Origin of the sequence: Planctobacterium marinum (assembly GCF_036322805.1) — a bacterium.
GTDB lineage: Bacteria > Pseudomonadota > Gammaproteobacteria > Enterobacterales > Alteromonadaceae > Planctobacterium > Planctobacterium marinum_A.
Map to the genome: position 1 here is coordinate 3,254,460 of NZ_AP027272.1, position 19,332 is coordinate 3,273,791.

Here is a 19,332-nt window from a genome sequence, read left to right on the forward strand (position 1 = left end):
ATTAAGTAACTAATCCTGTAGACGCATAAGTCAGCGATAAAGTCACATATAGCAAATCAATCCTGACGTTCGATATTGTGAAAATACTCGCCTTTAACTCTATTGCGCCCTTCAGATTTAGCTTCGTAAAGCAATTTGTCAGTGGCCGTTAGCAATGCCTGTGTTCCCTGGTCTTCGGGAAAAAGGGTGCAAACACCACAACTAAAGGTGGCAAAATCGGCCACCGAAGAGCCCGCATGAGGGATACACAAGTTTGCAAAATCCGCTAACAACTCATTGAGAATAGTGTTGGCCTGTTGCAAGTCACAGTCGAACAGAATAACGGCAAATTCTTCACCGCCATAGCGTGCGATATGATCAGCACCGCGTTTGATGTTATTACGTAAACAGTTCGCCAAGGCTTTCAAACATTCATCTCCAGCCGGATGCCCATAGATATCGTTGTATTGTTTAAAAAAATCAATATCTAACATGGCTAATGATATCGGTGCAGAAATGCGTCGGGCATGACTCCAGGACTTCTCGAGATAATCATCAAAGGCACGTCGATTTGGGATCTCCGTTAAGCCGTCAATTCGAGCGAGATTAGCCAATAGCTCTGTTTTACGAATAAGTTGCGCCTGAAGGTCTACACGAGCCTTCAGTACGGAAACATTGATGGGTTTGGAGATATAATCGTTGGCACCGAGTCTGATACCTTCTATCTCGTCAGCGGGCTTATCTCGACCAGTCATAAATACGATATTAATTTCGCCGTATACATCGTGGTTGGCTTTCACCTCACGACAGATATCGAGGCCACTGCCATCTGGCAGGCCAATATCTAACAAGACAATTTCAAATTGCTGTTTTAACAAGGCATCCATGGCATCAGCTTTATTGTCCACCAAGGTCAACTGATAGTCTTCTTGAAGCTTTTCAGCCACAATTTGACGATTGGCGATATCGTCCTCTACCACGAGGATTCGGTATTTATAGTTATTACTGGTTTGCATGCCGTGTTCCTGGAAAAAAGAAAACAGCATACCGTACCCTACATGACAAGAAATAGTGCTTTAGTCGCAAATGTCATGATTTATCGATTTGATGCAGGTTCGACTGTAGGTTCGGCTTAATCGACAGGGATGTCGTGAATGCCGTTTATGTCGGGAACATTAAACGGCGAGCCGGACAAGGATGCTTGACTGAAAAAAACAAAAAAGCCCGAACCTTTCGATTCGGGCTTTTCCGATATGGCGCGTGTGGAAGGATTCGAACCTCCGACCGCCTGGTTCGTAGCCAGGTACTCTATCCAGCTGAGCTACACACGCTTTAAAACTTGTTCTTTTATTGAGATGCACGAGCATCTATCAATATCCAGAGAATTTCAACCTTTTAAAGTTTAACCCTTCCCTAGTGAGGGCTTCCAGCTCGGCGTCCGCTTGCCTCGCGTTCAAACCGGAAATTGCTCCAGGTATTCGCAATTTCAATTTCGGTTTTCACCCAGCTGAGCTACACACGCTTTAAACTTGTTCAGCGATTGAAGTACGGAATACTTTCAAAGGCTTTAATATGCTCAATTATAATGGGTGAGCGAAATACTTCAAATATCAAGATTCAATAACTGAATGGCGCGTGTGGAAGGATTCGAACCTCCGACCGCCTGGTTCGTAGCCAGGTACTCTATCCAGCTGAGCTACACACGCGCAGATATTTAAATTCAGCATTTCAAAATGTCGATAAAACGACAAGTTGAAATGGCGGAGAGGGAGGGATTCGAACCCTCGATACCAGTAATAGGTATGGTTCCTTAGCAGGGAACTGGTTTCAGCCACTCACCCACCTCTCCTAAACTTTGGATTTTAACCGTCCTTTCAGACCAGTCTCAGCCCCAAAATGTGGATGCGAAGTTTAATGATTAGTACCGCGAAGTCAAACAATTTTTTGAGGAATTGATTTAGATGCTGGCAATTTAATCAATGCAGTCATTTATTGACCAACTGGTTAATAAATAGACTGTGCGAATTCGAGGGCCGCAAGCCCTGAAAATGCAAAAGGCTGGAAGACCAGCCCGCGATGAAGATTATTCTTCGCCTTTGTCAGCGCCCGACTCGTGAGCAGCCAACTGAGCGTTTTTCTCCGCCTGAATGCGCATGTAAATTTCTTCACGATGCACTGATACTTCTTTTGGTGCGTTCACACCGATACGTACCTGATTTCCTTTCACTCCTAGTACAGTAACTGTCACTTCGTCACCGATCATCAGAGTTTCACCAACACGTCTGGTTAAAATTAGCATTCTCTTGCTCCCGTTCCCGTTATTCCAATGGAAAATCCGTTTAGCGTTTTCAAAAATCGCAGCCCCGTCCAGACCGCGATTTTCCCTACCATTCCTTATTTTTTGTCACTAAAAATTGGTAGTTAATCTGGATTATAGACTATCTTCTAACCATGTCGAGATAGACTTTAGTCCAACTGCCAGATTTTCGGGTTGAGTTCCACCAGCCTGCGCCATATCTGGTCTACCACCACCTTTACCGCCAACTTGCTGGGCAACAAAGTTAACTAAATCGCCCGCTTTCACTTGCGACGTTAAGTCTTTAGTAACACCAGCTATCAAGTTAACTTTGGCGTCGCCTTTCACTGCCAGGAAGATGATCCCCGAACCAATTTGGTTTTTCAGATCGTCCACCATGCCGCGCAATGCTTTAGGTTCAACCCCCTCTAATTCAGAGACCAGTACTTTGGTACCTTTTATTTCAATTATTTTTGAAATCAGGTCGTTACCCGCCTGACTGGCCAGCTTTTGTTTCAACTGGTCAATTTCTTTTTCCAGTGATTTTTGCTGCTGAGTTAAACCTTCAATACGGTCCGCTACCTGAGCTGGATCGGTTTTTAATTTGTCGGCTATTTTAGCCACAGTATCTAACGCCGCCTGAGTGTAATCCACGGCAGCCTGTCCGGTAATGGCCTCGATTCGACGTACTCCCGCGGCAATACCGCCTTCAGAGACAATCTTAAACAAGCCAATATCGCCGGTACGGGTTACGTGCGTACCACCACAAAGCTCCACAGAGAAATCTCCCATGGATACCACACGTACCTTTTCATCATACTTTTCACCAAACAACGCCATTGCACCAGAGGCCTTGGCTTCTTCCAGATCCATTAGCTTTGTGTCCAACGGATTGTTAGCGCGGATTTGTTGGTTAACAATGGCTTCAATTTCTCGCAGCTCCTGTTTACTCACGGCTTCTAAATGAGAAAAGTCGAAACGGAATTTGTCAGGCTCAACCAATGAACCTTTCTGGTTCACATGGCTACCTAAAACCTGACGCAATGCGGCATGCACAAGGTGAGTGGCACTGTGATTGAGTTTGATGCGCTGGCGGCGCTCGCTGTCTACCAGTGTCGCGACGCTATCGCCCACGCTAAGGCTAGTCTCGGCCAAGCCTTTGTGAGCAACCGCTTTACCCAATTTTACGGTATCTTGCACAACGAACTGTCCGCTTGCAATTTGCAGAACGCCCCGGTCGCCTACCTGACCACCAGATTCAGCATAAAACGGTGTTTCGTCTAAAATAACAATGCCTTCGTCACCTGCCTTCAAAGATGCAACGGCGTTACCTTCTTTAAATAGCTCAACGATTTTGGCATTACCTTGCTCTTGGTCGTAGCCGGTGAAATCAGAAATCTGCTCCGACTTCAACATGGCGTTGTAATCGGCGCCAAAGTTACTGGCCTGCTGTGAGCGTTTTTGTTGCTCAGCCATAGCTTGTTCAAACCCGGCTTCATCAATTTTTAAGGATTTTTCTCGCAATACGTCATTAGTGAGATCTAACGGGAAGCCATAGGTATCGTATAACTTAAAGGCCAAATCGCCGGGCAAGGTATCCCCTTCCATTTGAGCAATGGCTTCATTAAGGATATTCATGCCGCGATCCAGGGTACGAGAAAATTGCTCTTCTTCTACCTTAAGCACTTTTTCCACAACGGCTTGTTGCTCTCTAAGCTCAGGGTAAGCTTCGCCCATTTGCGCCACCAGAGACGCCACCAGTTTGTGGAAGAAGATGTCTTTAGCACCCAATTTATTACCATGGCGCACGGCACGGCGAATAATACGGCGCAGCACATAACCACGGCCTTCATTAGAAGGCATTACGCCATCGCAGATCAAGAAACCACAAGAGCGGATATGGTCAGCAATAACCCGTAAGGATTTATCCTCCAGATCGCTGCTGCCGACAATTTTGGCTGCATCAGCAATTAAGTTTTGAAAGATATCAATCTCATAGTTGCTGTGCACATTTTGTAAAATAGCAGAGATACGCTCCAGACCCATACCGGTATCGATGGAAGGCTTTGGCAATGGCTCCATGGTGCCATCGGCCTGACGATTAAACTGCATAAATACCAGGTTCCAGATCTCGATAAAGCGGTCGCCATCTTCTTCCGGTGAGCCAGGAGGACCTCCCCAGATATGTTCACCGTGATCGTAGAAAATCTCCGAGCAAGGCCCACAAGGACCCGTATCACCCATGGACCAGAAGTTATCAGAAGTGGAAATGCGAATGATTTTTTCCGCCGGAATACCGATTTCTTTGTTCCAGATGTCGAAGGCTTCGTCGTCTTCCGAGTAAACCGTTACCAGTAGCTTTTCCTTGGGCAAGCCCAACTCTTCAGTTAGAAAGGTCCAGGCGAAACGAATGGCATCGGTTTTAAAATAATCGCCGAAACTAAAATTACCCAGCATTTCAAAGAAAGTATGGTGTCTGGCGGTATAACCTACGTTTTCCAGGTCATTGTGTTTACCACCAGCACGCACACAGCGCTGAGAGCTTACAGCGCGGCTGTAACTACGCTTATCAGAACCTAAAAAGACATCTTTAAACTGGTTCATACCCGCGTTTGTGAACAATAGCGTCGGATCGTCATGAGGCACCAAAGAAGAACTGGCAACCAGTTGGTGGTTATGACGTTGGAAATATTCAAAAAAAGCGTTTCTGATCTCAGCCGTGGTTTTGCTCATCGGGCATCCTGTATAAAGTTCGCAAAGTGTATTCGAAATAGGGCGCAAGATAGCATGATTCAAGGGTTAATTAAAATTGATTCAAGGGCTAATTAAAATTGATTCACCACCACAAGTTTACTTTTAGGTGCGTTGTTCAAGATTGCAGTGGTCCGCAAGCAAAAATTCGCTAGTATAGGTTAAAAACATCAGCGACAGGCTCAGGATGAATCACTAAAAACACGGGGTGTGGATTCTAATGCTGATTCCGTTAAATTTAGCCAACTGTGTGGCAAAGGAGCAAAGTGCAGTGAATATCGATAAATCGGGATTGGATGCTTACCTCAACGCCCTTAACGATAATAATAAGATGATGACTGCAGTGTATGTTTCAAAAAACGGACACCTCGTTTATCAGCACTACGCAGGCCATGCCTTTACCGAAGACGGCCAGGTGATAAATCACGACACCCGCTTTCGCATCGGCTCCATCACCAAAACCTATACTGCTGTATTAATCATGCAATTGGTTGAGCAAGGTGAATTATCCTTACAGGATACACTGGACAAGCACTTCCCCAGTTTCCCAAACGCTGGCAAAATCACTCTGCATCATCTGTTAAATCACCGCTCTGGGATTGCTAACTTTACAGAGCAAGCTGACTACCCCAACTACATGACTCAAAATAAAAATATGGAGCAAATGCTGGCTATCATCGCAGCCCTACCGTCCGAATTTCCGCCCGGTAGTCAACATACTTATTCAAACAGCAATTATGTTGTTCTGGGGTTTATTTTGGAGCAACTGTATAAGGCTCCTCTGTCGGAAATTATCGCCACCAGGATCGCCAAACCTCTCGGTCTAAAAAACAGCTATTTTGGCAACACCATCAATAGCAAAGACAATGAAGCCGCCTCTTATTACTTCGCTGAAAACTGGCAAAAAGCCCCGGAAACCACTTTGCAAATTCCTCATGGAGCGGGGGCAATGGTAGCGACAGCACAGGAGACTAATGAATTTACCCATGCATTGTTTAACGGCAAATTAGTCAATGAGGAATCGCTGAAAACGATGATGAAACTCAAAGATGGCTATGGACTTGGACTCTTTGCCAGACCGTTTTACGAGCAGTATTTATGGGGTCACAACGGTTGTATTGATGGCTTCGCATCTGATACCGCCTACAATCTGGAAGACGGAGTCGCTATCACGGTTTTATCTAACGGCGTTAATTATGATTTTAACGGTGTATTAATCGCCATTTTAAGTGGTATTTACGAAAAAGACTTTGACCTGCCCGACTTTTCTGCCGCGGCAGTGGAAGTTTCAAAGAGTAACTTGGCCAGAACTATCGGGAGCTTTGCAAGTGGAGACTTACCTCTGGCCATTCAATTTTTCGTTGAGAAGGGCCAATTAATGGCACAAGCCCCTGGCCAAGGTGCTTTTCCACTGACTCCATACTCCGATTCGGAATATCGTTTTGATGGTGCAGGGATCGTAATCAAATTTGATGAACAAAGCGAAAAACAAGGCCAACTACAGCGATTCGTTTTACATCAAGGTGGCGGACAATTTCGTTACGAGCGCAAGTAGTTGAGTGGGTCGAACCTATTAATCAGGGTTTAACGCATACTGGATTTGATCCTCACTAAAGCCCCGTTGCCAGAGGTAGCGCTTTTGTTTTTGACGGACCTGCCAGTCATCGCTAGTGCCACTGCGAAACTTGCGCAACAAAGCATCTTTGCACAGTTCAAACCAGTCGATATCCGCCTCTTGCATGGCTTTTTGGCTGTCGCTACTGACCACCTGATGTTGACGCAATTCATCCGTGATACGTCCTGGACCATAAAATTTTGCGGCTCTGGAGCGTATGAACATCTGGGCAAAGCGCAGGTCAGACTGATACCCTTGTGCTTGAAGGTCGGCAAGCGCAGTTTCACACAACTGGGCGGCAAAACCTTTTTGCAGGAGTTTGCGTAGTAATTCCTGCTGGCTGTGCTCTCGACGAGCCAATAAACGGATAGCCGCCTCGCGGATTTGGCTTAACTGTTTGTCGGGAGAATCATCTATTAACAAGCAAAGTAACCTGTTCATGTCATTAAAATTGCAATTTTGTCCTGAAATAGCTCAAATTAACAGGGCGCAGTGGAACAAACTCACTTCTCCCCACTACCCTTTTTTGCGCCATGAGTTTCTGTCGGCATTGGAATCTTCAGGCTCAGTAACGTCGAAGACAGGTTGGCAACCCTATCATCTTTGGGTGACTGAACAAGACGCCCCCATCGCGTGTATGCCACTATATATAAAAACCCATAGTTACGGCGAGTATGTGTTCGACTGGTCTTGGGCAGAAGCCTACCAGCGCTATCAGTTAAATTACTATCCCAAATTAGTGGCAGCCATTCCCTTTACCCCGGTTACCGGCCCTCGCCTTATCTTTGACTCCTCTGAGATAAGCGAAACACTAACCGACAATATTATTAGTGCAGTACAGCAGGAATCTCAAAAACTGGGGCTGTCGTCGCTGCACATTTTATTTCCCGAGGAGCGCCACACACAAGACGATCAGTGGTGTCAGCGGAAAAGCGTGCAATTTCAATGGCATAATCAGGGCTATCAGCAGTTTGATAATTTCCTGAGCAGCTTTGCCTCGCGCAAACGCAAGAACCTCAATAAAGAGCGCCGCAAGGTACGTGAACAAGGCATAGAGGTTGAGCGCTTTTTTGGGGCAACACTACAGGCGCAGCATCTGGACTTTTTCTATCAGTGTTACCAGCAAACCTATCTGAAGCGCAGCGGTCATGCTGGTTACCTTAACCGGGCCTTTTTTGACACCTTGTTCACCGACATGGCTGACAACATCATGATTGTGCAAGCCCAGCGCGATGGCGAAGCGATTGCCGCCGCCTTGTATTTTTATAATGAAAACGGTTTGTATGGCCGCTATTGGGGGGCACTGCAAGAATTCGACTGTTTGCACTTTGAGTGTTGCTATTACCAAGGCATTGAGTTTGCCATTGAACAACAACTGCCGTTGTTTAATCCGGGTACTCAAGGAGAACATAAAATTCAGCGGGGCTTTGAGCCCATTTATTGCCAATCAGAACACTGGCTGGCCAACCCCGACTTTAATCGCGCCATACAGGACTTTGTAAAACGAGAACAATTACAGATTGCTCATTACAAAAAAGAAGCGGCGAGTTTGCTGCCCTTTAAACAAGCGCAGCCTGTCGAAACGGAAACCTGAGTGCACCGATTAACACCTAACACCACCCTGCTGCATGAGACAAACACAGCGTTTTTTACAGGCGCAAAAATGACTTAAAACACACAATTGGGTTTGTTTCTGTTTTGTTTCTTTAAGTGAAAATTAACACACCCGCAAATGAACTGAAGATCACTCAACACAATTTTCCAACTTAAAAGCCATAATTATGGAGTAGTATTCGCCACATTAAGTGCAACACGCGTAACATTTTAGACCAAAGTCGTATTGTGTCTCTTGACTACACATTGCACTATTTTGTGGGAGCCGATTCACATAACTAAAACCATGTGCTAAAGTTCAGGAATCGGTAAATAAACAACTCAATAAATGTCTTAACTGTAGTAAATGTCATGCGCGTAAAAAGTAACAATCCAAAACATCTGGCAAAATCAAAATTGCTACGTCAAATGCGTAAGGACGCGGGACTCACCCAGCAGGAGATGGCGGAGCGACTTTTTATCTCTCGGGAAACGGTAGTGGCTATTGAAAACTGCCACCAGAATACCATTGAAACCATTGAATCTGATCTTCAGGAGAAGTGGTGGGAAATCTGTCGCCCCAGAGCGACCCCCAACACCTATCAAGCCTTTAAAGACTTCGTGCTTAAATCCTTCAGGCTTTAATGCTACTAGCATTTGCCGAAAAAACCCTGTCAGGGCTGGTATTCTCCGCCCTGGTGGTGGGTATTGCCTCCTACTTTGGTCAAGCTTCCATATTCGATCCTATTATTCTTATTTGTTTTATCGCAATCGCTATAGCGTTCAGAAGAAACATTGACTTGGTATCAATCTGCTCGGTGTTTATTGCTGAAAGAGCTTTAGAAGAACTGATGTGGCGTTTTCTAGAAAACACTATTTGGTTTAAAATACCCTCATACTTCATTTTAATTATAATTTGCTTGTTTCTTTCGAATGGGCTGATAAGGCTCTATAGTATCAGCTTTCTCACCTTAGCAGCTTCAATCGAGGCCTATTGGTATTTTACTGATTACAATGCGCCATTTGTAATTTGGTATTGTTACCTTTTAACCATACTGATAGTCATAAGACGCTTTTTAAGAATGCGGGTATTTTGGCTAATTGAGGTAAATCCTAAATGGTCTCCAACACCACTTGCATTGGACTCTCAACTTTTGCTTGCTAACATCGGCTTTATAGTAAGCGCTTCACTTATGGCCTTTGAATATTATGTCAGACACTTAACTGGATTTAGCGATCTTGTTGTTGTGTACAATATTTTTCCCTATTTTAATCACACATTGTCCATGTTCATGATTTACATGATTATCGTACAAAGTATTCAACACCTTAAGGCAATTGAGTTAGAAGCCTAAACTGATTCAAAATTGCTCAATTCGATATAAATCTTCATAATCCCTTTTGTGGAGCTTCTCCCACATCCGTTGATGTGGGACTCATCCCACAATTTTTTTAAACGTTCTGAATGAGGATTTATCATGAAAAAAATAGTGTTAATACTAATTTTAGCTTTCTCTCTCGCTTCAACTCAAACCTTAGCCTCAGGTGGCAAAAGACCCGATCCCACGCCTACAGAAAAGCAACCTGAAACGACAGAGGTAAGTGTTAACTTCCTGACTTACCTATCGAATTTAATTGGCTCGGAATAGTTGTTTTTAACCCATATTGAGTTCAAGCAAACAAAATAAATTTGAATTTTTTTGAGGAATTATCATGAAAAAAGTAATCGTAATACTGACTTTAGCTATCTCTTTCGCAGCCACCCCAGCACTAGCTTCAGGTGGCAAAAGACCTGACCCCGCGCCTACAGAAAAGCAACCTGAAACGACAGAGGTAAGTGTTGACTTCCTGACTTACCTATCGAATTTAATTGGCACAGAATAGTTGTTTTTTTAACCCATATTGAGTTCAAGCAAACAAAATAAATTTGCATTTTTTTGAGGAATTATCATGAAAAAAGTAATCGTAATACTGACTTTAGCTATCTCTTTGACAGCCACTCCAGCACTAGCTTCAGGTGGCAAAAGACCTGATCCACTAAAACAAGAAACAACTGAACAACAAAGCTCTAGCTCACTAGATTTTTTTTCGTTCTTTAACAAATACTTCTCGTTTTAAGTTTATTATGACGATTGCGGAACGAATAAGGCCAGTACGAGCCTGGCACTTATTCCCCGTGGCGAGACAACTCAACTAAATGGCCATTTTATGCAAGAAAAAAATGGGCAAGGACGCCCCCATTTTGGGGCAAAATGAATGTAATACACAAAGAACACTTACGACAAAACACACAAAAAGCAGATAACAAAAACAATAACCCCTGCTGTACCTGTCACTTATGCTTTCCCCACAAAGCCAATAGCGCTTTGTCTGACAAATAAAGCCCACCTTCTCTGCGAAGGTGGTTGTGTTTTCCCGCTCCCCCTGTAGGTTCGCATTAAGCAACAGGGACGTAGTGAATGCCGTTTATGTGGGGAACATTTAAACGGCGAATCGGACAACGTTGGTTGATTTAAACTCCGTTGTCGAACTCGTCTTTTTTTGCTCCCTGCAAAAAAGACATTCACGCCATCCATGGCGCTCGCCGATTAATGCTCCTGCCGAATTGGCATTCACGCCATCCATGGCGCTCAAGCCGAATCTACAAAATCCTTAATCAGCAAACGTATCGGGACTGTAGGCGCGGATAATGTCACTTAATTCACCATTTTTATGCAACTGTTGAAGACCGCTATCCAGTAATGCTGCTCTGCGAGCAGACTGCTCTAATGCTGGCGAAAAACCGATGTAGACGTCCTCGGCCTTGAGACACCCTGCCGCTCTGAATTGTCTTGCATCCCCAGCCCACTTTATAAACCAGGCAAATACTCGCTTATCTTCAATCAGGGTATTTACCCTACCACTGTTTAGCAGCGCGATGCGGCGCTGCAAATCTTCGTCACCACTGATACGCATTACGTTATTTTGCCCTTGATTTTCGTTAGCAGCGATATAGGTATCCATTACCTCTCCATAGCTGTAGCCATTCATAAAAGCCATCGTACGACTGTTCAAGCTCGACAGGTCAGTGAACTCCCAATTGCTGTTTCGATCTACGAAAAAACACATCTGAGATTGCAAAAAAGCTTGCTCGCCATAAACAAAGTCTGGCGCGTCCGACTGATAAGTGCCAATCAGGCCATCCAGCTCTCCCTTGCGCACCAGATTGATGGACTGAGCCCAGTTAATAGTAAGGTAATTGGGGCTGTAAGGGCTACTTAGCAGTATTTGATTGGTGGCTTCTACTAGTATGCCCGGCTGCTCAGATTGCACGTCACAGATATAAGGGCACCAAGCATCAGTGGCAAAATGCAGGGTGTCCGCTTTGACTAGCGGGCCCATTAGCAGCAAAAAAAGTGCTATGCCCTTCATACGAAGATAGCTTGTCATTTGTGCTCCTGAGCGCCACAACATTGAACAAAGCTTAGATGGCTTGTAGCGGCAGCTCAACCTGCAAGTCACATTAAACATGCACTTACTCGACTTCTTGTTTAACCTCAATAAGTAAACCGTGCTGGCTATCCTGCACCCAAACTTCAATCGGCTGACAACAAATCTGACAGTCCACCAGCTGCACCTGGTCAATGTCGTTTAGTACATCAATTTCTATGTCATTGACTGTCATGCAATAGGGGCAGTGAAAGGATTCAGCGTGACTGAGACTCATAACTTCTGTGCTTTACGGATATCTATACTGCTTTGTACCGCAATAAAGAGAAACGGATCAGCAAAGCATGGTGAAGCCGTTGGATAACGATGACCAAAAAACACGAGGGGCCAATACTTTTGGCCCCTCGCATTTTGCTGACTGGAAATTAGATTCTAGTATTCTTTTATATTGATACTGCCGCCAGAGGTGTGCAGTTTCAGACGCGGACCACCGCCGTTAACTTCACCGCGAATCGATTTTTTCGATACCCGACCGTCTACGCTAAAATCGCTTCTTACCCGGCCACCACTGGTGGAAGCGTGTAAGTCTACCTGCATATCTTCAATCATACGCACCGTAATAGAACCGCCACTGGTGTCCAATGTCGCGTCGTCTGTCAGCTGTTTGGCAAAAGTAGCGGAAATACTGCCGCCTGAGGTGTGCGCGTTTAAATCGCCATTGACCGAACCTGTGGTAATAGAACCACCACTGGTATGCAATTCAACATTGCCATCAATGTCACCAATCTCGATGCTGCCACCGGACGTATTGGCTTCTACTTGTCCTTTCAGATCGGCAATATCAATCGAGCCACCAGAGGTACGCAATTCCACATCGTACTCTTTGGGCACGGTAATAATAAACTTCGCGCGAATATTGCGCCCCCAGTAATTATCGCCGCGATCAAAGGTACCTATTACCGATACATCACCGCCAGAAACACTGTGGCTAACCCTAAATTCGTCGGCATTTTTACCATCTACTTCCACTTCAATTTCTACCGTGTCACTGTTGTGAGTGCGAATATCTAAGGAGCCGACATCGGTTTTTAACTCCAGCTTACCGCCTTTGCTTACCTCGTAGGTGTGTTCCACATCTGCGGCAATGCTCGCGCCTGCAAATAAGATTGCACCGTATAACGCCAATGCCCCATTCCGTATTCCAGTTGCCTTGTTCATCATGACTGATTTCCCCTTATTGAATAGCTCATTTGTGATTGTATAAGCTTTGTCGCAGGGTAAATCCAAAAAGTTTAAACAGGGATAAAAATTTTTTACAGATTTATCAAGCAGAGCAGCTCGAGCAGACAAAAGGCAAAAATATTGCGCATTTACATGCGGTATATTTGCATAAATACCCATCCTTTAGACTAAAGTCTAAGCGCTAACAAACCCAAAATACGCTTCAATAGAGGATGTTGAAAGTGGTCCAGTGACACGAACAATAAGCTACACAGACGCATTTCCGAGTGAATATGAATAACTTAAAGTTAGCCCAATTATTAGGCGGCGCAATGCTATGCTTGGCATTGTTGCCATTGTTAATTGTCTCCTTTATTGCCTCCCAGGTGGCCAGCGAATCGCTTACAGCGCAAAGCTTTGCTCAGCTGCAATCCATCAGGGCAATAAAAGCCGAAGCAATTGAACGCCACTTTACCCAGTCGAAAGCCATTATTAAGACCGTATCCACCACACCGGGTACGCTGGCAGCAGCGAAGCAACTTAAAACGAGCTTCAGACAATACATGTCTGACACCGGACGTCAAAGCCTGGTGGCAGGCTTGCGTCAGGAGCTTAGTGGCTATTATCAAAATGAGTTTGGCGCAAGATATCAGCAAGTAAACAATCGTGTGATTGACACCCAACCGCTCTTAAGCGGCATTAATGCCACTGCGGTGGCACTGCAGCACGATTATATTTACGGTAACTCGGCGCCACTGGGGGCCAAAGATGAACTATACCGGGCCCCTGGTAATGCCAGATACCATCAATTTCACGAGCAGTTTCACCCCTTCTTTCGCCAGACTCTGCAGGAATTTGGCTACTACGATATTTTTCTGGTAGACCCGGCTACCGGAGTTATCTTTTATTCCGTATTTAAAGAATTGGATTACGCGACGTCTCTCACCACCGGCCCTTACGCCAATACTAATTTTGCCCGTGTGTTTAAAAAGGCCTTGCAAGATCAGCAAATTCACAGTGTCGATTACGAACCCTATTTGCCCTCGTATGAGGCGCCTGCCAGTTTTCAGGCGGCGCCTGTAATGGATGGCGACAAGCTGGAAGCGATACTTATTTTCCAGTTACCTATTGAGCCGGTTAACGCCATTATGACCAGTCGCTCTGGTTTAGGAGAAACCGGAGAAACCTACCTTGTAGGTGAAGATCGGTTAATGCGCTCTGATTCATTCCTGTCTCCTGACACCCATACCGTGTCAGCATCCTTCGCCAACCCGGCCACTGGAAAGGTTAATACCGAAGCGGTACAGCAAGCGTTTAACGGTAAGGAAGGTACCCGCATTATTATTGATTACTTGGGCAATCCGGTTTTATCTTCCTGGCAGTTGGTGGACCTTGGCGATTTTAAATGGGCCATTCTGGCAGAAATTGACCAGGCTGAGGCCTTTGCCGCCTCAGATAACCTCAACACCACTATGCTAATCATCATAGTCGCAGCCGTTGTTATCATTGGGTTTGCAGGTATTCGGATTTCAGCACTTATCTCAACACCCATTATCAACATGGCAAAAACCATGGACAAAGTGCAACAAAGCGGCGACTTTTCCCTGCGGATACGCTCTGCATATCAGAACGAACTGGGTGTTATAGGGAACGCTTTCGACAAGTTACTCAGTAATCTAAACAGCGCCTTTTCCGCTTCAGAAGCAGCGCTAAAACAAGTATCTGAGGGTGATTACCAGGCCCGTGTTGTAGGCCAATATTCCGGAGACTTGTTGCAATTGAAACAAGGTATTGATGCCACAATAGCAGCGATAGAAACCGCCAGCGAAGAGTCGAAAAAGCAGCGTCAAATCGCCACAGCAAAAGCCGAAGAAGCAGCACAACAACAGCAAAATGCAGAGCAACAACAACGTCTTGCACAGCAAAAAGCTGACGAAGCAGCGCGTTTGCAACAACAAGCCATGCAGGCCAAACAAGAGGCTGAGGAAAAAGCACTGGATGCGCTCAACGCCACCCAGGAAGCAGAGAAGCAAAAACAACTCGCTAATGAAAAAGCCATCGAAGCTCAGACGATTGCGCAACAAGCCAGTGAAGCGGCCGTTGCCGCCAACCGCATTAAACAAGCGCTGGACAATGTCAGTACTTTTGCCCTGTTGTGCGATAAACAGCACAAGGTGATTTATATCAATCACTCCATGCACAACAAACTCATGGAACTGGCAGAGACACACGCCACGATTTCGCCAGATACCATTTTAAATGCACCATTGCGTCGTCTGCTAAACGAAGACGCAACGTTAGTGGAGCAATTCGATAATAGCCATAAACGCGCTCAGCTTACTATCGCAGGAGCAATATTCGAGTGCACCGCCAACCTGATTGTTGATGATCAGGGTGAAACTCTCGGCACCGTATTAGAGCTAGTAGATCGCACTGCAGAAATCAGTGCGGAAAAAGAAATCGACGCCATTGTAGAAAGTGCGGCATCAGGCGATTTAAGTGTGCGAGTTAGCGAAACCGGTAAATCTGGATTTATCCTGAAACTATCTGGCGGTTTAAATAAACTGGTGAGTATTTCCGAGCAGATCATTGCAGAAACCAGTGAGGTGTTGGAAGGCGTTGCCAACGGTGATTTATCTCATAAACTGGAGGGTGAATATCAAGGCGCCTTCGCCACGCTGCAAAGGGATATCAATGCCACTGTCGACAAACTGATTGACGTGGTGGCAGATATTAATCAATCTGCAGCCACAATCGCTGATAATGCTGCCGATATCGCCGCGGGCAACATGCAAATGACTGACCGAACGCAAAACCAGGCATCCTCACTGGAAGAAACATCCGCCTCTATGGAACAAATGACGTCTTCGGTTAAAGGTACGGCACAAAATGCTTCCAATGCCAATCGCATCGCCAGTGATGCACAACAACTTGCCATAAAAGGCGGCGAAGTGTGTGAACAATCCATCTCCAGCATGGCGGCTATCGAAGACGCTAGCAAAAAAATTAATGACATTATCGGTGTCATTGATGAAATCGCCTTCCAGACAAACCTGTTGGCCCTGAATGCTTCGGTAGAGGCTGCCCGTGCTGGTGAACAAGGTCGTGGTTTTGCCGTGGTGGCTAGCGAAGTGCGCAATCTGGCACAGCGTTCAGCCTCTGCCGCCAAAGAAATCAAGGACCTGATCCTGGACAGTGTCAATAAAGTGCAAGATGGTACCTTGCTGGTGAACAGATCCGGACAAACTCTGCAGGATATTATTGCTGCCGTAAATTCAGTAAAAGATAGCATCATGGAAATCGCTACCGCGACGGATGAGCAATCTACTGGGATCAGTCAAGTTAGTCGCTCTATCGTGGAGATGGAAGATGCAACGCAGCAATCAGCAGCGTTTGTTGAAGAGACCTCAGCTTCGGCAGATTCCATGGCCACTGAAGCACAACAAATGCAGGCGCAGTTGCAGTTTTTTAAATTATAAATGCTGGAAGTGCCACAAATTTTATAACGCAGCAAATTTTCCGGGTAAACCAAAACAGGCCAGATTGGCGTTTTTGTAGTCCTGGTCGGTTGTGACCTCTTGCCCGGTAAAATCTGGTGGAAGAAACTCCTGACTGGCTTCTTCAGAGTTAAACTCCACTTCCAGGGTCATCAGTGGTTCCAGCTCGCCGTAATACAAATCCAGAGACAAAACGTGGCTGAGGAATTTAATATCGTAGCGGCGCTTTTCCACTCGCATCCCCATGGTCAGTGGCCATAAGGTATCAAACTGCTCCTGGCTCAGCGCTATTTGTGTTTCCAGGCGCTTTAAGCCTTTGCCCTGTTTGATGGTCATGGTGTACTTGCCGCCTTTGTCGCGAATGCGGATTTCTTTTTCGCTTTCCAGCGCTAAATAGCCTTGCCGGATTTCTTTTGGAGTACGGGGTTCCAGCAAGCCTTCGGGTATTTCGCTAACAATAAACTTTCGTTCTATTTCCCATTCTGAGTGCATACTCATAGCTTAGACTCCTCGGCTAAATGCTCTGATGGCGACACACCCCATGGGTGTTTTTACCAGGATTAAAGAACTTGGGGTTAATGCTTAATTTTGATATCACCAGCCAGATACCCCTCTACTAATTTTTCCAGTATTTTTTGAATTGAGGTGTCTTCCTCAATGGCTCTGATTTTCAGGGCTTTAAGGGTTTTGCTACCCAACCGCAATGATGTGTTTTTTTTGCCGTCTTCGGTCTTAGCCTGCGTGACTTTTACTTTCGCCATAAAACATCCAGTGACTCAACTGCCTAAGCACACAGCTATGTGACTGTATTAACCAAGCCACATATGCTCGAGAAATGCTTGTTTTTTAAACATCATGAAAGAATGACGTCATACTGTCAATACGTCATTTTATAGCATCGTTAATCAGGTAAAAAATAGGTGAAATGACTGGCCGATAGCTGTGATAAACTTGCGCAATAAAGTCAATAAAAACAATTCAGGAGATACGCGTGTCAGAATGGGTGAAACAGGCGATCAACAAAATCGAATCCGATTATCAGCGCTCCGCTGATACCCACTTGATTAAGTATCCATTGCCAAATATTGATGGGATCGAGCTGTATTTAAAAGATGAATCCACTCACCCCACCGGCAGTTTAAAACACCGCCTGGCGCGGTCCCTGTTTTTGTATGGTTTGTGCAATGGCAACATTCAGGAAGGCACCACTATTGTGGAATCCTCCTCCGGCAGCACCGCAGTCTCCGAAGCCTATTTCGCGCAAATTCTGGGACTGCCCTTTATCGCCGTAGTACCACAAGGCACATCCGAAGAAAAAGTGGCCCAGATTGAGTTTTACGGCGGTCGCTGCCACTTTGTGCCACCCGCTGAAATTTATTCCGCCGCTGCCAAACTCGCAGAACAAAACGATGGCCACTATATGGATCAGTTCACTTACGCCGAGCGCGCTACTGACTGGCGAGGCAATAACAATATCGCCGAAAGCATCTTTATGCAGATGCAGCGCGAGCCCAACCCTATTCCCGCCTGGGTGGTGGTCAGTGCCGGTACTGGTGGGACATCCGCCACCATTGGACGCTATATTCGCTTTCAGGGCTATAACACTAAGATGTTGGTTGCCGATCCCAGCAACTCGGTGTTTTACGATTATTTTAAAACCGGAGATGCTTCACTCACGGCTTACAAGGCCACCAATATTGAAGGCATTGGGCGACCCAGAGTGGAGCCTTCCTTTATTCGCACGGTAGTGGACGATATGAGTAAGGTGAACGACGTCGCTTCCATCGCCACCATGCGCTACGTTAATAAAGTACTAAACAAAGAAGTGGGTGGCTCCACTGGCACCAATCTGTATGCGGCCTTTGCCCTGATCGCGAAAATGCGCGCCGCCGGTGAAACAGGTAGCGTAGTGAGCATGATCTGTGACTCAGGCAGCCGTTACAAAAATACCTATTACAACTCCAATTGGTTAGTGCAAAAAGGCCTGTTAACAGACATAGAAAGCTTTGAGCAACAGCTAGCGGAATTCCATCAAAGCGGACAGTGGAGTGAGTTGTCATGCTGAGCTATCAACACCACTATCACGTGGGTAACCACGCCGATGTACTAAAACACTGGGTGTTATTCGAATGTCTTACCTACCTGCAAAAAAAGGACAAACCCTTCGATTACATCGATACCCATTCCGGGGCAGGTATTTATGATCTAAAGGATAGCAAAACCCAAAAATTAAAAGAGTTTGAAACCGGTATCACGCGCTTGCTTGCACAGCCAGTTCCTGCCCTCGAAGACTTTACCCAACTCATCAAACAATTCGTTGATAAAGGGCAGTATCCGGGCTCCCCCGCTATTGTGGATGCGCTGTTACGCCGGGGCGATAAAAGCTGGTTGTTTGAACTGCATCCACAAACCTTCACTGAATTAGAGCAACATTGTGCCCGCAAACGGCAATGCTTTGTGCGTCAGGAAGATGGCTTTAAAGGTTTAACCGCGCTATTACCCGTCGCTAGTAAGCGAGCATTGGTGCTAATTGACCCTTCTTATGAGCTTAAAGAAGATTATCGCAATGTGGTAATTGCAGCCGAAAAAGCCATTCAGCGCATGCCGCAAACCACAGTGTTGATCTGGTATCCCGTGGTACAACGACAATATGTTGAAAGCCTGGTTACTGGCATACAAGAATCGAAACTGCGTAACGTGCTGCAAATAGAATTGCGCATTGCCGCAGACTCAGATGAAAAAGGCATGACCGGCTCCGGTATGATTGTGGTCAATCCGCCCTGGACACTGGCCAAACAAGCTGAAGCCCTATTGCCGGATTTAACTGAAGTACTATCCCCGAGTGAGGGCAATTGGGATGTAAGCCCCCTGGTTGCGGAATAACGCTATCTAACACTCGTTTTCACAGTGAGTGATATTGATTAAATATTGCACTTTTTCAGTATTGCTCA

The 19,332-nt window shown here is 45.6% G+C and carries 18 protein-coding genes and 3 tRNA genes; 8 read left to right on the forward strand and 13 right to left on the reverse strand.

The features are described 5' to 3' along the window. Positions 1–56: 56 nt before the first annotated feature. From AABA75_RS14495 to alaS, 6 genes are all read right to left on the reverse strand, one after another. Positions 57–995, reverse strand: a complete 939-nt coding sequence (locus AABA75_RS14495; protein ID WP_338293324.1) for a GGDEF domain-containing response regulator — start codon at positions 993–995, stop codon at positions 57–59. 238 nt (positions 996–1,233) lie between these two features. After that, positions 1,234–1,310: transfer RNA gene (locus AABA75_RS14500), tRNA-Arg, on the reverse strand. 298 nt (positions 1,311–1,608) lie between these two features. Continuing rightward, a tRNA-Arg gene (locus tag AABA75_RS14505) sits at positions 1,609–1,685 on the reverse strand. A gap of 52 nt (positions 1,686–1,737) precedes the next feature. After that, positions 1,738–1,828: transfer RNA gene (locus tag AABA75_RS14510), tRNA-Ser, on the reverse strand. A 234-nt stretch (positions 1,829–2,062) separates the two neighbouring features. Continuing rightward, the gene (gene csrA, locus AABA75_RS14515; protein ID WP_338293326.1) at positions 2,063–2,278 is read right to left on the reverse strand and encodes a carbon storage regulator CsrA; all 216 of its coding nucleotides are present in this window, start codon (positions 2,276–2,278) and stop codon (positions 2,063–2,065) included. 132 nt (positions 2,279–2,410) lie between these two features. Beyond that, a complete protein-coding gene (gene alaS, locus AABA75_RS14520; protein ID WP_338293328.1) occupies positions 2,411–5,008 on the reverse strand; it encodes an alanine--tRNA ligase in 2,598 nt (865 codons plus the stop codon). A 238-nt stretch (positions 5,009–5,246) separates the two neighbouring features. Between alaS and AABA75_RS14525 the strand changes: the two genes are divergently transcribed. Then, entirely contained in the window at positions 5,247–6,581 is a 1,335-nt protein-coding gene (locus AABA75_RS14525) for a serine hydrolase domain-containing protein (RefSeq protein ID WP_338293330.1), read from the forward strand. Positions 6,582–6,599: 18 nt separating this feature from the next. Here the strand turns inward: AABA75_RS14525 and AABA75_RS14530 are convergent, their stop codons facing one another. Beyond that, positions 6,600–7,064: a regulatory protein RecX gene (locus AABA75_RS14530; RefSeq protein ID WP_338293331.1), complete on the reverse strand. Its 465-nt coding sequence runs from the start codon at positions 7,062–7,064 to the stop codon at positions 6,600–6,602. A 16-nt stretch (positions 7,065–7,080) separates the two neighbouring features. Between AABA75_RS14530 and AABA75_RS14535 the strand changes: the two genes are divergently transcribed. The 4 genes from AABA75_RS14535 (at position 7,081) to AABA75_RS14550 (ending at position 10,118) form a co-directional block, all read left to right on the forward strand. Further along, positions 7,081–8,235, forward strand: a complete 1,155-nt coding sequence (locus tag AABA75_RS14535) for a GNAT family N-acetyltransferase (RefSeq protein WP_338293332.1) — start codon at positions 7,081–7,083, stop codon at positions 8,233–8,235. Between the two features lie 371 nt (positions 8,236–8,606). Next, positions 8,607–8,879 (forward strand): helix-turn-helix transcriptional regulator, encoded by a 273-nt coding sequence (locus AABA75_RS14540; RefSeq protein WP_229529074.1) that lies wholly within the window; start codon positions 8,607–8,609, stop codon positions 8,877–8,879. Then, entirely contained in the window at positions 8,879–9,589 is a 711-nt protein-coding gene (locus AABA75_RS14545) for a hypothetical protein (RefSeq protein WP_338293333.1), read from the forward strand. Before AABA75_RS14540 ends, AABA75_RS14545 begins: the two co-directional genes overlap by 1 nt. Before the next feature lie 358 nt (positions 9,590–9,947). After that, on the forward strand, positions 9,948–10,118 hold the full coding sequence (locus tag AABA75_RS14550) for a hypothetical protein (protein WP_338293334.1): 171 nt from the start codon (positions 9,948–9,950) through the stop codon (positions 10,116–10,118). Positions 10,119–10,126: 8 nt separating this feature from the next. On the opposite strand, the gene AABA75_RS14555 is transcribed toward AABA75_RS14550, so the two are convergent. The 4 genes from AABA75_RS14555 to AABA75_RS14570 form a co-directional block, all read right to left on the reverse strand. Further along, positions 10,127–10,336, reverse strand: a complete 210-nt coding sequence (locus AABA75_RS14555; RefSeq protein ID WP_338293335.1) for a hypothetical protein — start codon at positions 10,334–10,336, stop codon at positions 10,127–10,129. A gap of 550 nt (positions 10,337–10,886) precedes the next feature. Further along, positions 10,887–11,663 carry a substrate-binding periplasmic protein gene (locus AABA75_RS14560; RefSeq protein WP_338293336.1) on the reverse strand — a complete coding sequence of 259 codons (777 nt, stop codon included), beginning with the start codon at positions 11,661–11,663 and terminating at the stop codon, positions 10,887–10,889. A gap of 85 nt (positions 11,664–11,748) precedes the next feature. Then, entirely contained in the window at positions 11,749–11,940 is a 192-nt protein-coding gene (locus AABA75_RS14565; protein WP_338293337.1) for a CPXCG motif-containing cysteine-rich protein, read from the reverse strand. Positions 11,941–12,095: 155 nt separating this feature from the next. Then, the gene (locus tag AABA75_RS14570) at positions 12,096–12,884 is read right to left on the reverse strand and encodes a DUF4097 family beta strand repeat-containing protein (RefSeq protein WP_338293338.1); all 789 of its coding nucleotides are present in this window, start codon (positions 12,882–12,884) and stop codon (positions 12,096–12,098) included. Positions 12,885–13,177: 293 nt separating this feature from the next. On the opposite strand from AABA75_RS14570, the gene AABA75_RS14575 reads away from it, so the two are divergent. Beyond that, positions 13,178–16,363: a methyl-accepting chemotaxis protein gene (locus AABA75_RS14575; RefSeq protein WP_338293339.1), complete on the forward strand. Its 3,186-nt coding sequence runs from the start codon at positions 13,178–13,180 to the stop codon at positions 16,361–16,363. 21 nt (positions 16,364–16,384) lie between these two features. On the opposite strand, the gene AABA75_RS14580 is transcribed toward AABA75_RS14575, so the two are convergent. Continuing rightward, the gene (locus AABA75_RS14580) at positions 16,385–16,879 is read right to left on the reverse strand and encodes a CYTH domain-containing protein (RefSeq protein ID WP_338293340.1); all 495 of its coding nucleotides are present in this window, start codon (positions 16,877–16,879) and stop codon (positions 16,385–16,387) included. Positions 16,880–16,956: 77 nt separating this feature from the next. Next, the gene (locus AABA75_RS14585) at positions 16,957–17,142 is read right to left on the reverse strand and encodes a hypothetical protein (protein WP_338293342.1); all 186 of its coding nucleotides are present in this window, start codon (positions 17,140–17,142) and stop codon (positions 16,957–16,959) included. A gap of 230 nt (positions 17,143–17,372) precedes the next feature. Between AABA75_RS14585 and AABA75_RS14590 the strand changes: the two genes are divergently transcribed. Both AABA75_RS14590 and AABA75_RS14595 read left to right on the forward strand, forming a co-directional pair. Continuing rightward, complete coding sequence (locus tag AABA75_RS14590; RefSeq protein WP_338293343.1) at positions 17,373–18,446, forward strand: PLP-dependent cysteine synthase family protein; 1,074 nt, start codon at positions 17,373–17,375, stop codon at positions 18,444–18,446. Further along, a complete protein-coding gene (locus AABA75_RS14595) occupies positions 18,440–19,264 on the forward strand; it encodes a 23S rRNA (adenine(2030)-N(6))-methyltransferase RlmJ (protein ID WP_338293344.1) in 825 nt (274 codons plus the stop codon). The genes AABA75_RS14590 and AABA75_RS14595 overlap by 7 nt, the downstream gene beginning before the upstream one ends. Positions 19,265–19,332: the final 68 nt, after the last annotated feature.

Coding starts and splice junctions, on each gene's coding strand:
- AABA75_RS14495 (WP_338293324.1), bottom strand. CDS start 995: ATGCAAACCAGTAATAACTATAAATACCGAATCCTCGTGGTAGAGGAC.
- AABA75_RS14585 (WP_338293342.1), bottom strand. CDS start 17,142: ATGGCGAAAGTAAAAGTCACGCAGGCTAAGACCGAAGACGGCAAAAAA.
- AABA75_RS14580 (WP_338293340.1), bottom strand. CDS start 16,879: ATGAGTATGCACTCAGAATGGGAAATAGAACGAAAGTTTATTGTTAGC.
- AABA75_RS14550 (WP_338293334.1), top strand. CDS start 9,948: ATGAAAAAAGTAATCGTAATACTGACTTTAGCTATCTCTTTCGCAGCC.
- AABA75_RS14560 (WP_338293336.1), bottom strand. CDS start 11,663: ATGACAAGCTATCTTCGTATGAAGGGCATAGCACTTTTTTTGCTGCTA.
- AABA75_RS14535 (WP_338293332.1), top strand. CDS start 7,081: ATGTCATTAAAATTGCAATTTTGTCCTGAAATAGCTCAAATTAACAGG.
- AABA75_RS14540 (WP_229529074.1), top strand. CDS start 8,607: ATGCGCGTAAAAAGTAACAATCCAAAACATCTGGCAAAATCAAAATTG.
- AABA75_RS14595 (WP_338293344.1), top strand. CDS start 18,440: ATGCTGAGCTATCAACACCACTATCACGTGGGTAACCACGCCGATGTA.
- csrA (WP_338293326.1), bottom strand. CDS start 2,278: ATGCTAATTTTAACCAGACGTGTTGGTGAAACTCTGATGATCGGTGAC.
- AABA75_RS14525 (WP_338293330.1), top strand. CDS start 5,247: ATGCTGATTCCGTTAAATTTAGCCAACTGTGTGGCAAAGGAGCAAAGT.
- AABA75_RS14575 (WP_338293339.1), top strand. CDS start 13,178: ATGAATAACTTAAAGTTAGCCCAATTATTAGGCGGCGCAATGCTATGC.
- AABA75_RS14565 (WP_338293337.1), bottom strand. CDS start 11,940: ATGAGTCTCAGTCACGCTGAATCCTTTCACTGCCCCTATTGCATGACA.
- alaS (WP_338293328.1), bottom strand. CDS start 5,008: ATGAGCAAAACCACGGCTGAGATCAGAAACGCTTTTTTTGAATATTTC.
- AABA75_RS14570 (WP_338293338.1), bottom strand. CDS start 12,884: ATGATGAACAAGGCAACTGGAATACGGAATGGGGCATTGGCGTTATAC.
- AABA75_RS14545 (WP_338293333.1), top strand. CDS start 8,879: ATGCTACTAGCATTTGCCGAAAAAACCCTGTCAGGGCTGGTATTCTCC.